This is a genomic window from Achromobacter sp. HZ34 (assembly GCF_002209485.1).
Classification (GTDB): Bacteria; Pseudomonadota; Gammaproteobacteria; order Burkholderiales; family Burkholderiaceae_B; genus Bordetella_C.
Genome location: NZ_NJIX01000004.1, coordinates 16,784 through 30,635, shown reverse-complemented (window position 1 = coordinate 30,635; position 13,852 = coordinate 16,784). Strand labels below are relative to the sequence as shown.

At 65.3% G+C, this 13,852-nt stretch carries 7 protein-coding genes; all 7 read left to right on the top strand.

Going from position 1 to position 13,852, the window contains the following annotated elements:
• The first annotated feature begins 47 nt into the window (after nt 1-47).
• Genes bcsP through CEY05_RS16695 form a run of 7 tightly spaced genes read left to right on the top strand, consistent with a single transcriptional unit; the run spans nt 48 to nt 13,829 of the window.
• Nucleotides 48-782 carry a cellulose biosynthesis protein BcsP gene (gene bcsP / locus CEY05_RS16725; RefSeq protein WP_088596653.1) on the top strand — a complete coding sequence of 245 codons (735 nt, stop codon included), beginning with the start codon at nt 48-50 and terminating at the stop codon, nt 780-782.
• Nucleotides 779-1,558 (top strand): cellulose biosynthesis protein BcsQ, encoded by a 780-nt coding sequence (gene bcsQ, locus CEY05_RS16720; RefSeq protein WP_088596652.1) that lies wholly within the window; start codon nt 779-781, stop codon nt 1,556-1,558. The genes bcsP and bcsQ overlap by 4 nt, the downstream gene beginning before the upstream one ends.
• Complete coding sequence (gene bcsA / locus CEY05_RS16715; RefSeq protein WP_088596651.1) at nt 1,555-3,753, top strand: UDP-forming cellulose synthase catalytic subunit; 2,199 nt, start codon at nt 1,555-1,557, stop codon at nt 3,751-3,753. The genes bcsQ and bcsA overlap by 4 nt, the downstream gene beginning before the upstream one ends.
• Nucleotides 3,754-3,767: 14 nt before the next feature.
• Nucleotides 3,768-6,113, top strand: coding sequence for a cellulose biosynthesis cyclic di-GMP-binding regulatory protein BcsB (bcsB, locus tag CEY05_RS16710; RefSeq protein ID WP_233161570.1), 2,346 nt, complete (start codon nt 3,768-3,770; stop codon nt 6,111-6,113).
• A gap of 38 nt (nt 6,114-6,151) precedes the next feature.
• Complete coding sequence (gene bcsB, locus CEY05_RS16705) at nt 6,152-8,473, top strand: cellulose biosynthesis cyclic di-GMP-binding regulatory protein BcsB (protein WP_233161569.1); 2,322 nt, start codon at nt 6,152-6,154, stop codon at nt 8,471-8,473.
• Nucleotides 8,473-9,768, top strand: coding sequence for a cellulose synthase complex periplasmic endoglucanase BcsZ (gene bcsZ, locus CEY05_RS16700; RefSeq protein WP_088596649.1), 1,296 nt, complete (start codon nt 8,473-8,475; stop codon nt 9,766-9,768). The genes bcsB (CEY05_RS16705) and bcsZ overlap by 1 nt, the downstream gene beginning before the upstream one ends.
• Nucleotides 9,759-13,829 (top strand): cellulose biosynthesis protein BcsC, encoded by a 4,071-nt coding sequence (locus CEY05_RS16695; protein ID WP_088596648.1) that lies wholly within the window; start codon nt 9,759-9,761, stop codon nt 13,827-13,829. The genes bcsZ and CEY05_RS16695 overlap by 10 nt, the downstream gene beginning before the upstream one ends.
• The last annotated feature ends 23 nt before the right edge of the window (nt 13,830-13,852 follow it).

Here is a 13,852-nt window from a genome sequence, read left to right as displayed (position 1 = left end):
CGATTTGGACACCGGGCCGGGGGGCCCGTTAGAAGGGGGGGTGGCGAGTGAACCGCGAGACCAGCGATATCTCCAGTCTGTACCGGCAGTTCGGTGGCGATCCCGCGCATTACCGGGAAATCGGGCGCAGCAACAGGGCAGCGGTGGCGCGCGAGCGCTGGCCGCTGCTGGACCAGGTGCAGCCCGGCACGCGCTATGTGCCGCCCAAGGTCGGCAGCAGCACGGCTGACCGTCCCGTGGTGGTGGCAAGCTGGCCGCCATTGGCCGTGCCGGCCACCCTGGACCTGCCTTTGCCCGATCGTTCGTCGGTCGGCCCCGTCCGTGCGGGCGCCGTCGCCAGCGCCGAGGCGGTCGCCGCGCTGATCCACAGTGCGCAGGTGGAACGCCAGGCGCTGGACGCCCTGACGGTGCCGCTGGTGATCGAGGAAGATGCCACGGTCAGCGAAGACCCGGTCGGCGACATCGAGTTCGCCCCAGCCGTCCCCGCCGCCACGCCAGCCGTCGACACGCCGGTCGCCGAAGCCTACGTCGCCACCGTACCGGAAGTCCCCCCAGCGCCGCCGCCCCGTATGCAGGAGCGCGTGGAACCGCATCTGCAGCCGATCCACGTTGTCGCGCCACCGCCGGCCGTGGCGCCGACGCCCGCCCCGGCCGCCGCGAAGCCCGCGGCAACGACTCCCACCACATCCCTGCAAGGCATTTTCGATCGCCTGGCCCAGGCCCCCCGTTCCGACGCGAATCCTGAACAGAATTCGCCGCCCCGCAAGACGACGCAAAAGTGAAGACCATAGCCATCGTTTCCGCCAAGGGCGGTGTAGGAAAAACCACGGTAGCCGCCAACCTCGGCCTGGCGCTACGCCTGGCCGGCCAGCCCACGCTGGTGGTGGACCTCGATCCGCAGAACGCCCTGCGCTTCCATCTGGGCGCCGATCGCCAGACCGGTATCAGCGGCCTGGCGCGCGCCTCCCTCAACGGGACCCCGTGGCGCGATGTCAGCGTGCAGGGCGATTCGGGCGTGCACCTGCTGCCGTTCGGCCAGATCAACGAAGACGACCGCATCGCCCTGGAACAGCAGATGAACCAGGACAAGCATTGGCTGGCCCGCCATCTGGAAAGCCTGGCGCTGCCGCAGGACACGCTGGTGGTCCTGGACACGCCGCCGGGTCCATCGGCCTACCTGCGCCAGGTCCTGGCCTGCGCCGAGCTGGCGATCATCGTGACGCTGCCGGACGCCGCGTCCTACGCCACGCTGCCCTTGATCGAAAGCCTGATCACGCAGTACTGCGAAGGCCGCCAGGATTACCTGGGCCACGCCTACATCGTCAACCAGGTCGACCGTACGAAACCGCTGGCACGCGACGCCGTGCAAGTCATCCGCAACGCCCTGGGCAACCGCGTGATCGGCTCCGTGCACCTGGACCCCACCGTGGGCGAAGCGCTGGCCTACGGCAAGACCGTCATCGAGCATGCACCGCACAGCCAGGCCCGTAATGACCTGGCCGCCTGCACGCAATGGGTGGTGCAACAGCTGCACGCCGCCGGAGGTTCCCGCGCATGAAATCGTCGACCACCGAAACCTCGGCCAGCAGCGGCCGCGTCTCCCGCTGGGGCAACAGCCTGCTGTCCTGGCGCATCTGGAAAATGGGTTGGGCGCGCATCGTCGCCACCGTGCTCGCGTGCATTCTTTTCGTGCTGGCCGTCGCGGTCGAAATGGACCTGTCGCAGCAGTTTTTGTTCGCGCTCGCCTGCGTGGTCATGACGCTGCTGCTGCATCGCGTGGCCGGCCGCCTGGCAACCCTGGTGATGGTGATGCTGTCCATCACCACGTCCGTGCGCTACATGTGGTGGCGTATCACCGACACGCTGGGCTTTCACGGCTTCCTCGACAACCTCTTCGGCTACGCCCTGCTGTTCGCGGAGATGTATGCGCTGTCGATGATGCTGCTGAGCTATTTCCAGAGCGCGTGGCCACTGCATCGCAAGCCGGCGCCATTGCCGGCCGATGCCACGCGCTGGCCCACCGTCGACATCTTCATTCCCACCTATAACGAGCCGCTGGATGTGGTGCGCCAGTCGGTGCTGACGGCGCTGGCCATGGACTGGCCGGCCGACCGCTTCAAGGTCTACGTGCTGGACGACGGCCGCCGGCAGGAGTTCCGTGAGTTCTGCGAACAGGCCGGTGCCAACTACCTGACCCGTCCGGACAACAAGCACGCCAAGGCCGGCAACATCAACGCCGCCATGGCCAAGACCGACGGTGAATTCGTCGCCATCTTCGATTGCGACCACATACCGGTGCGGTCTTTCCTGCAGATCTGCATGGGCTGGTTCGTCAAGGACAAGAAGCTGGCGATGTTGCAGACGCCGCACGTGTTCTTTTCGCCCGATCCCTTCGAACGCAACCTGGACACCTTCCGCAACGTGCCCAATGAAGGCGAGTTGTTCTACGGCGTCGTGCAGGACGGCAACGATCTGTGGAATGCCACCTTCTTCTGCGGTTCGTGCGCGGTGATCCGCCGTACGGCCTTGATGGAAGTGGGCGGCGTGGCCACCGAAAGCGTGACCGAGGACGCGCTGACCGCGTTGAAGATGAACCGCGCCGGCTACAACACCGCCTACCTGGCCGTGCCGCAAGCCGCCGGCCTGGCCACCGAGAACCTGTCACGCCACATCGGCCAACGCACCCGCTGGGCGCGCGGCATGGCGCAGATCATCCGCGTCAACAATCCGCTGTTGGGCAAGGGCCTGAAGCTGGGCCAGCGCATGTGCTACCTGAGCGCGATGCTGCACTTCTTCTTCGGCCTGCCGCGCGTGATCTTCCTGACCACACCGCTGGCTTACCTGTTCTTCCACGCCAATGTGTTCCAGGCTTCCGCCATCATGGTGGCGGCCTATGCACTGCCGCACGTCATCCTGTCCAACCTGACAGGTTCGCGCATCCAGGGCAAGTTCCGCCATTCGTTCTGGAACGAAGTCTACGAATCGGTGCTGGCCTGGTACATCATGAAGCCGGCGATGATGGCGCTGCTGCGTCCCAAGGCGCCCCAGTTCAACGTGACCGCCAAGGGCGGCATCATCCGCGAATCGTATTTCGACTGGACGCTGGCACGGCCCTACGTGGTGCTGCTGGGCTTGAACCTGGCGGGTCTCATCGTCGGCCTGATCAGCCTGGCCAACGAAGCCGGCGACATCGACCATCGCTTCACCATCGTGCTGAACCTGGCCTGGACGGTCTACAACATCATCATGACCAGCGCCAGCGTCGCCGTGGCCGGCGAGGTGCGCCAGCTGCGCAATGCGCCGCGCGTGGCGGTGGCGCTGCCGGCCATGCTGACGCTGCCCGACGGCCGCACGGTAGCGTGCGACACCAGCGATTTTTCGCAAGGCGGCCTGGGCCTGGTCCTGCCCGCCGGCGTGCTCGTGCCCACCGGCATGCAGGTCAACGTTTCCGTGTTCCGTAGCGAGGAAGAAGCCATCTTCCCCGCATTGGTCACGTTCAGCCAGGGCAGCCGTCTTGGCGTGAGCTTCCGCGAACTGACCATCGAGCAGGAAAAAGAACTGGTGCAGATGACCTTCGGCCGCGCCGACACCTGGGCCTTGACGTGGGGCAGCATGGCGCCCGATTCACCGCTGGCGGCGCTCTACCAGATATCCCAGATCGGCATGCGCGGCTTCTCCCTGTTGCTGCGCCAATTGCGTGACCGTGCCCTCGCGGGCCTGCGACGTCCCGCGTCTGTATCCACCAAGCAATGAAGGACGATAGATCGATGACCCCCAGGCTCGAAGCGCGACCGCTCCTGCTGCGCCGCTCGCGCGTATTGCCCGCCCTGGTATCAGCCTTGCTATCGCTCGCCGCGTCGCGCGCCATGGCGGCACCCACGGACACCGCGCCCGCAGGCCCTGCAGCCACACCGCAAACGGCTCCGCAGGCAGCCCCACAGGCCGCCGCGCCCACGGCCCCGCTGCCGCCAGGCGCCTATACCTATTCAATTCCACTATCGCGCCTGAGCGGCCAGACGGCGTTGCCACTGCGCGGTGTCGACGGCACCAATGGACTGGGTTTCGCACAACGCATCGACCAGACCATCATTGGCGCGAACGTTCACCTCGACTACACGTATTCGCCTTCCTTGCTGCCGGATCTGTCTCACTTGAAGATCATCCTCAACGGCGAAGTGGCGCAAAGCATCACGCTGCCGAAGGAAGCCGCGGCCGAGCCCGTGGAACGCACCGTCGCGTTGCCGGTCCCGGCAATGAGCGAATTCAACCGGCTCGACATCCAGTTGGTCGGTCACTACACGCTGGGCTGCGAAGATCCCTTGCACTCCAGCCTGTGGGCCGACGTCGCCGGCCGCAGCACGCTGGACCTGACGGTACTGCCGGTCGACCTGCCGAATGACCTCGCGCTGCTTCCCGCACCGTTTTTCGACAGCCACGACATTCGCCAACTGGACTTGCCCATCGTACTGGGCCGCACGCCCGACAGCGCCCGCCTGGAAAGCGCGGGCATCGTCTCATCCTGGTTCGGCGCGCAAGCGGGCTACCGCGGCGCCAGGTTCACCGCCACCGTTCAGGATCTGCCTGCCAAGGGCAATGCGGTCGTGCTGCTGCAACAGGGCGACAACGTGCCCGGACTTCAGGCCGCCGCCGTACAAGGCGCGACCTTGGCCATGGTGGCCAACCCGAATGACCCACACGGCAAGCTGTTGCTGGTCATGGGTCGCGATGCAAAGGAGTTGCGCCAGGCCGCCATCGCGCTGGCGCTAGGCAACCAGACATTGTCGGGCCCCACCGTGCGCATCAACGAACTGGCCACGCTGACGCCACGCAAACCGTTCGACGCGCCGAACTGGCTGCGCAGTGATCGACCCGTGCAGTTCGGCGAATTGGCCACCGCGCGCACGCTCAACGTCTATGGCCACCGGCCCGCCCCCATCAACGTGCCCCTGCGCATGCCGCCCGGCCTGTTTGGCTGGCACAGCGACGGCGTGCCCGTGCAACTGAAATACCGCTATTCGCCGCGCCCGGATGCCACCCAATCGGTGATGGAGATGGTCGCGGGCAATCAGTTGGTGCGCAGCTTCCGACTCAATGACGGCACGCCTGGCGTCTTCAGCAAGATGAGTGGCATGCCGGTCTCCGAAGACGAAGCGCGGGTGATGGTGCCGACTTACCTGCTGCCGCCGCTGACCGCACTGCAATTCCGCTATGTGTACGAGTACGCCAAGCTGGGCGAGTGCCAGAACAGCATCGTTGACAATATCCAGAGCGCCATCGATCCCGGCTCCAGCATCGATATTTCCAGCCTGCCCAAATACGCGGCCATGCCTGACCTGTCGCTGTTCGCCGACGCGGGTTTCCCGTTCACGCGCATGGCCGACCTGTCGGAAACCGCGGTGGTGCTGCCGGATGGCGCCGGGTTGTCGGATTACGGCGCCTACCTCACCTTGCTGGGCGCCATGGGGCAAGCCACCGGCTACCCCGCGACCGGCGTGACCGTAGCCCAGGCCGCGCAGGTCGAAAGCCTGAAGGACAAGGATTTCCTGGTGTTGGCTTCCGGCAATAACCAGCCTCTGGTCAAACAGTGGAGCGCCTATCTGCCTAACGGCTTCGACGGCAACCAGCACCGGTTCAGCGTGTCCGACTGGTTCTCCGGTATCGCCAACTGGTTCGGCCCGGACCCGCGTGACCGTAAGCGCACCGCCGATCTGAAGCTGACTTATGTCGGCAGCGGCGCCAACGCCATGCTGGCCGGCCTGCAGTCCCCTCTGCAGTCGGGCCGTAGCGTGGTACTGCTGTCCGGCTCCAATAGCGCGGGACTCGACGCCGCGGTCGATGCAGTATTGGCGAATCGCGACACGATGAACAAGGTTGAAGACCTGCAATACAAGATCGGCGGCAGCCTGACGGTGGTTTCCGGTAAACAGGCCCTTACCGTACTGGACGATCAAAGCTACTACGTCGGCTCGCTGCCGATCTGGCTAGGCATGCAGTGGTTCTTCTCCAACCACCCGCTGACATTGGTGGCCGCCTTGGTCATCAGCGCCCTCGTCATCGCCGTGCTGCTTTACCTGTCCCTGCGCGCCCGCGCTCACCGCCGCCTGGGATCGTGATCATGCTCAAGAACGCCAGTCCAACTACGAAGCCGACCATGCAGAAGCCTGTATCCCCAGCTCCCCATCGCCGCCGCCGGCCCACGCTCGCGCGCTTGTCGCTGGCGTTGTTGACGAGCTGCTCGCTGGTGGCCCAGGCCGCCGAAGTCGGCGCGGCGACGGCCGGCACGGTGCCGCCCGCCGCGGCTGCCGCGCCAACACCAGCCGTGCCCTTCCAGGCCGACCAGGCCTATTCGCTCAAGCAACTGGGTGCGCAATATCCTTTGAACCTGCGCGGCGTCGACAGCAGCAATACGCTGAATTTCAGCGTGCGCAACGATCGCGTGGTGACTGGCGCGCGCCTGGATCTGCGCTACGCGTATTCGCCGGCACTGCTCAGCGACATTTCGCACATCAACGTCCTGGTCAACGACGAGGTTGCAGCCACCATCCCGGTGCCGCGTGAAACGGCCGGAACCAATCTGCAACGCACGATCGAAATCCCGTCCTACCTGATCACCGCATACAACGACTTGCGTCTGCAGCTGATCGGCCATTACACGCTGAATTGCGAAGACCCGTTGCACTCAAGCCTCTGGGCCAACATCAGCAACCATAGCGAACTGGAGCTGGCCACCGCGCCCCTGCGCCTGCCCGATGACCTGGCCAACCTGCCGCTGCCTTTCTTCGACAAGCGCGACATGCGCAAGCTGGTGCTGCCCTTTGTGTTCCAGGCCAAGCCGGATGACGCCACGCTGGAAGCAGCAGGCGCGCTGTCCTCGTGGTTTGGTGCACTGGCGGGTTACCGCGGCGCCGACTTCCCCGCAACGGTTGCGCAAGTGCCTGCCAAGGGCAACGCCGTGGTGTTCGCCACCGGCTCCAACATCGCCAGCTTGACGCAGCTCACGGTCACCGGTCCGACCCTGGCCGTGGTGGCCAATCCCAACGATGCCGACGGCAAACTGCTGCTGGTGCTGGGCCGCGACGGCAAGGAACTGAAGCAGGCCGCTGCCGCATTGGCCCTGGGTAGCCAGACCCTCTCGGGCGCCTCGGCCGCGGTGACGCAACTGGCCGACCTGAAGCCGCGCCAACCTTACGATGCGCCCAGGTGGCTGCGTAGCGATCGTCCCGTCAGCTTCGGCGATATGGTCGATCCCAAGCGCTTGAACGTCTCCGGCTTCAGTCCCGACGTCATCCGCATCGACGTGCGCGTGCCGCCCGACCTGTTCGGCTGGCACGAGAAGAACGTGCCGGTGGATCTGCGTTATCGCTATACGCCGCAGCCGACATCGGTGAACTCTTCGCTGCTTTTCAGCGTCAAGGACCAGTTCGTCAAGTCCATACCGTTGTTCGCGCTGGAACGCATCGAAGGCGGCGACAAGCTGCGCGCCGAAGTGCTGCCCGATACCAGCCTGCCCATGCGCGCACAGCTGGAAGTGCCACTGGAACTGCTGAAGTCACGCAGCCAGCTGCAGTTTCGCTACATGTACGACTACATCAAGCAGGGCGAGTGCCGCGACATCATCATCGACAACACGCGCGGCATGATCGAGCCGGAGTCGACGATCGACATATCCGGCTATCCACACTTCATTGCGATGCCGGACCTGCGTGCGTTCTCGGATGCGGGCTTCCCCTTTACCCGCATGGCGGATCTGTCCGAAACCGCGGTGGTATTGGGCGACAACGCCGGGCCGCGCGAATATGGCGCCTATCTGGCCGTCATGGGCCGCATGGGTGAATCGACCGGCTATCCCGCGGTAGGCGTCACCGTCACGCGGGCCGCGCAAGTCAATGCCCAAGCCGCCAAGGACCTGCTGGTGATCGGCGCCGGCACCGACCAACCCTTGCTCAAGACATGGGCCGCGCGCATCCCGGGCGCCTACGAGGGCAGCGCACGCTTCAACGTGTCCGATATCGTGTATCGGGTGGCCGACTGGTTCCACCTGGATCCACGCAAGGACAAGCAGTCCGCGCGCGCCGCCATGTCCTATACCAGCGCGGGCGTCAGCGCCATCGTCGCCGGGTTCGAATCGCCGCTGGCCGAAAAGCGCAGCGTCGTGCTGCTGGCCAGCAACAAACCGGAGGGCCTGGACGAAGCCGTGGCCGCGCTGCAAGGCGGGGAGGGCTATGACAAGGCGATCCAGGGCAGTCTGTCGGTGATTCGCGGCAAGCATGTCGATGCCCTGGTCGGCGACCAGACTTACTACGTCGGCGAGCTGCCTTTGCTTACGCGCATCGACTGGTGGATTTCATCCGTGCTGCCCGGCTACACCCTGCTCAAGCTGCTGGTGACGTTGTTGGCATGGCTGGTGGTAATCCTCGTCGTGGTGCGCATCCTGCGCGCATTGTTCCAGCGCCGCCCCCCAAAGGTCGATTGATGTCCCTGTCGCCGGCTGCGCAGCGCCCCTCCGTTCGTCCGCAATCGCTTGCATGGCGTCCACGCGCCATACTGGCGGCGTTGACGCTGGGTGTCGTCGCCAGCCAGGCCCATGGTCAGGCACAGGCCGCCGCGGCAGCGCAAGGACAGACGCGAACAGCGACGCCGCCGTCCTGCACCGCGATCGCATGGCCGCAGTGGTCGGACTTCGTCAAATACTTCGTGCAGGACGACGGCCGAGTCATCGACGCCAGCACCCGGCAGCGGATGACCACGTCGGAGGGCCAGTCCTACGCCATGTTCTTCGCGCTGGTGGCCAACGACCGCGCCACGTTCCAGAAGCTGTGGCGGTGGAGCGTGCTGAATCTGGCCGCCGCCGATATCGCGCATCACTTGCCGGCATGGTCCTGGGGACAACTCGACAACGGCAGTTGGGGCGTGCTGGACACCAATTCCGCGTCCGATGCCGACTTGTGGTTCACGTATGCGCTGCTGGAAGCAGGACGCTTATGGCATGAGCCCGACTACACCCGCGATGGACTGGCGCTGCTGAAGCAGATAGAAGCCCGCGAGATCGCCGATCTGCCCGGGCTCGGTCGCATGCTGCTGCCGGCGCCCCAAGGCTTCGTCGAGGGCGGCACGCAATGGCGCCTGAATCCCAGCTACATGCCGATACCGGTCTTGCGCCGGCTGGCGCAAGCATCGCCCAAGGGGCCATGGACGCAGGTAGCCACCAACACGGTGCACCTGATCCAGGCCATTACGCCGAAAGGTTATGCGGCCGACTGGGTAGCCTATCGCAGTTTGCCCGCCGTGCCGGGGCAACAGGCATCGGGGCTGGGCCAGTTCATCCCCGATCCGCAACATGGCGTCAAAGGCAGCTATGACGCCATCCGCAACTATCTTTGGGCCGGCGTGACGCCGGCCGGCGATCCCGCGTCACAAGCATTGCAAACCGCGCTGCACGGGCTGGCGGATGCCACCGCGATAGCGGGCGCGCCACCTGAATCGGTACAGGCCGATAGCGGCACGACGCAAGGTACCGGCCCCATCGGTTTTTCCGCGGCCTTGTTGCCATATTTGCAGGCGCGGGGCAACGACGTCGTGCTGTCCGCCCAACTCGAACGCGTGCGCGCCGGCCTGGCCGCCAGCGTAAGCCCCGATAACCTGGCGGCCAGGCAGCCGCCTTATTACGATTACGTGCTCAGCCTTTTCGGTACCGGCTGGTTCGAGCAGCGTTACCGGTTCGGCGATGCCGGCCGTGTGTCATTGGAGTGGGAGAAGAAATGTCCTTGAGCCGCCACAAGCACAAGCTGGCCGTCGGTCTGCTTGCGACTCTGCTGCACCAGAGCGGCTGGGCGCAACCCGCCGCCACCGCTTCGCTGCTCGAACAGGGCCGCTACTGGCAGACACAGGGGGACAACCGGCGTGCTACCCAGGCTTGGGAAAAGTTGCTGCTGTCCGATCCAAACCAGCAGGAAGCACTCTATGGCCTGGGCCTGGCCGCCGTGCGCGAAAAACGCACGGGCGACGCCCAGGCCACGCTGACCAGGCTGACCCAGCTCGATGCCAACAGCACCTGGGTCAAACGGTTGCAACAGGACATCGCGCTGGCCAGCGGTACCGGCTCGGCGGACCTGGAGCAGGCACGCATGCTGGCCGTTTCCGGTGATATCGACAAGGCCATGCAGACCTACGACAAGGCGCTGCAGGGCCGCGAACCGCAGGGCGATATCGCGCTGGAGTACTACAGCTTTCTCGGCTATAGCGACAAAGGCTTGCAACGCGCCATCGACGGCCTGCAGAGGCTGCAGCGCGAAAACCCCAATAATGCCAACGTCCGCCTGGCGCTGGCCAAGCACCTCATCCGCACTGAAGACAGGCGGGCCGAAGGCGTGCGCATGCTGGCGCAACTGGCGCAACGCAAGGACGTGGGCGCGGACGCCACCGACAGCTGGCGTTCCGGCCTGATCTGGATAGGTGCACCGCGTGCCGACGAAAAGGCACTGTTCGAAGCCTACCTGAAGGATCATCCGGATGACGCCGAGGTGCGCGCCGTCATGAACAATCCCGCGGCGCCACGCGGCGCGCCCGCCGTGGCATGGCGCCAGGATGCACGCCTGGCGCGCGGTTTCGCGGCGCTGAAGAACAACGACCTGGCCACGGCGGAAGCCGCGTTCCAGGAGAAGCTACGTGCCACGCCCAATGACCCCGATGCGCTCGGCGGCCTGGGTCTGGTACGCATGCAGCAGGACAAGCCGGCGGAAGCCCAGCAATTGCTAGCACGCGCGGCGGGGCGTCCTGGAGCGGGCCGAAACTGGACCCGTGCATTGGCCGGCGCGCGCTACTGGACCTTGGTCGATCAGGCCGAAGCCGCGCGCCTGCGCGGCGATACCGACGGCGCGCGCAGGTTGCTGGAACAGGCTATCCGGCTGGACGGCGCCAACGTCGGCGCCTATAACGCCATGGGCCGCGTGTATGCCAGCGCGGGCGACATGGCCAATGCCGAGAAGACCTATCGCTATGTGCTGGCACGCCAGAAGAACGACCCGGAAGCCATGCGCGGCCTGGTGGGCGTACTGGCGCAGACGAATCGACCGGAAGAGGCATTGCGCCTCATATCCAGCATGACGCCGGCGCAGGCCGCCGAGATCGGCGACGTCAGCCGTCTGCGCGCTTCCGTCGCGGCAAGCCGCGCACGCACGGCGCAGCAACGCGGCGACATGGCGGGCGCCCGCCAGCTGCTGGAGGACGCTCGCAACACCGATCCGAGCAATCCCTGGATCACCTATGAACTGGCCCGTTTGCTGCTTCGCAACGGTGATTCGGCGCGGGCCCAGCGTCTGATGGATGACATGGTCAAGGCCCAGCCTGAAGCGCCTGACGTTCTGTACGCCAGCGCGCTACTGTCCTCGGAACGCGGCGAATGGGGCAAGGCCTATGACACCATGACGCGTATCCCGGCCACCGGCCGTACGCCGGAAATGACACCGTTCCAGCGGCGCTTGTGGGTACATGAACAAGCGGCCCAGGCGGCGCGCCGGGCGCAGGCCGGCGACACCACGCAGGCACGCAGCCAGTTGGCCGGGCTGGAGGCCGCCGCGGCCGGCGAACCCGATCTGCTGGGCGCGATTGCGCAAGCCTATGTGGATGCCGGCGATACGCCGCGCGCGCTTGCGCTGATGCAGCCCTTGGTCAACGGCACGCGCCCGGCTGGTCCGGACGTATTGATTCCTTACGCCAGCGTACTGATCAAGGCTGGGGACGATGCGCAGACCGCCAGCGTGCTGCGCCAACTGCAGAAACAACCCATGGATGCCGACCAGCATCGCCAATTCCAGGACCTGGTCAGCCTCTATACCATTCGCCAAGCCGAAGCGATGCGCCAGCGTGGCGATCTGGTGGCGGCATACGATATCCTGCAGCCCGTGCTTCAGCGCAATCCCGATGATCCCCTGGCGCAGGGCGCACTGGCTCGCATGTATGCCGCCGGTGGCGATCGCGACAAGGCATTGGACATCTATCGCAAGCTGCAGGCGCGTGATCCCGACAACGCGCAGCTGCAAATCGCCGTGGCAGGCATCGCAGCCGAAGCCGATGACTGGAGTGGAGCGCAGCAGGCGCTCAATAAGGCAGTGGCGCTGGCGCCGCGCGATCCAGACGTACTTGCCGGCGCCGCGCGCATCTATCGCGCGCGGGGACGCACGGGCAAGGCGGCCGAGCTTTACCAGGCCGCCATCGCCGCGCAGGAACAGCGCAACGGCGGTATGGCGCTGGCCGCCAATAGCCAGCCAGCGATGGGCAACGGCAATCCAGATGGCAATCCTTTCGTTGGTTTGCCGGGACAACGCAGCGCGCCCACGCGCATGTCGCAAGTGATCGGCGAAGCCTTGGGAGAACAACAACCGTCCCAGCCCGCCTACGCTTATCCCACCTCCGAAGCCCAATACGCGCGTTCGACCGAAGCGCCTTATCCGATTGCGGCGGCACAACCGCAACAACCCGCCGGTGCGTATCCCACGGATGCACGCGGCGACAATGCCGTCGCGGCCAACGGGGCCGCGGCAGCTTATGCCGGTGGTATCGCCACGCGCCCGGGCCCAGGTACGGGCGCCACTCAAACGTATTCGCCGGCTTACTACTACGCGCAGGCCGATCAGGCACAGCCCACGGTACCCGGCACACCGGTTCGCGCCAACACCCCCGACACATCGCCTGGCACGCTGCGCCAGGAACTCGATGAGGTCATGCAGGAACGCAGCCCGGAAATGCGCGCGGGCGCCTTCGTGCGTTCCAACAACGGAGAATCCGGCCTAAGCAAGCTGACCGAGGTCGATGCGCCAGTGGAAGCGCTGATACCCGCCGGCGACGGCAAAGTCTCGTTGCGTGCTACACCGGTGTGGTTGAACGCCGGCGGCATCGACAGCAACAGCGTCAATCGCTTCGGCGGCGGCGCCGCGACTGGTTCACCGGGAAGACAGCGCGATAACGGTGTCGGCGTATCCGCCGGCTACCAGATGCAGGGCTTGTCCGCCGATGTCGGCGCGACGCCCCTGGGCTTCGAATATTCCAATGTGGTCGGCGGCGTCCGCATCAATGGACCCATCAGTGCATCCGATGGTACCTGGTATAGCGTGGAAGGATCGCGCCGCGCGGTGACCGACAGCCTGGTGTCCTTCGCGGGCGCCCGTGACGACCGCACGGACCAACGCTGGGGCGCAGTGACGAGCAATGGCGTGCAGGGCCAGATCGGTATGGACAACAAGGACTATGGCGTCTATGCCTATGGTTCCTGGAACAAGCTGCTTGGCCACAACGTCGAGTCCAATACCCGTACCGAAGCCGGCACCGGCATCTATTGGAACTTGATGCGTGAGTCGACGCGTCAGCTGACGGCCGGCCTGAACCTGGGCACGATCTTCTACGACAACAATCAACGCTACTTCACATACGGCAATGGCGGTTACTTCAGTCCGCAGCAGTTCTATGCGCTGAGCGTCCCGGTCACTTGGGCGCAGCGGTCCGGCAACTTCAGCTACAAGCTGCAAGGTTCGGTCGGCCTGCAGCACTTCAAGGAAGACGACGCCGATTACTTCCCCACCAACGGCGATCTGCAGGCCGCCAATGGCAATCCAAAATACAGCGGACAGTCGCACACTGGCGTCGGCTACAACCTTGCCGCGGCAGCGGAATATCAACTCAACAAGCACCTTTTCCTCGGCGGCACGCTGTCCATGGACAATGCCACCGATTACCGGCAATACGCTGGCGGTCTTTACTTGCGTTATGCCTTCTACCCGCAAACCCGGCCGCTCGCACTTCCGGTCAACCCGTATCAATCGCCTTATGCCCGTTAGGGCAGGCGCGTTTCACGTAGGAG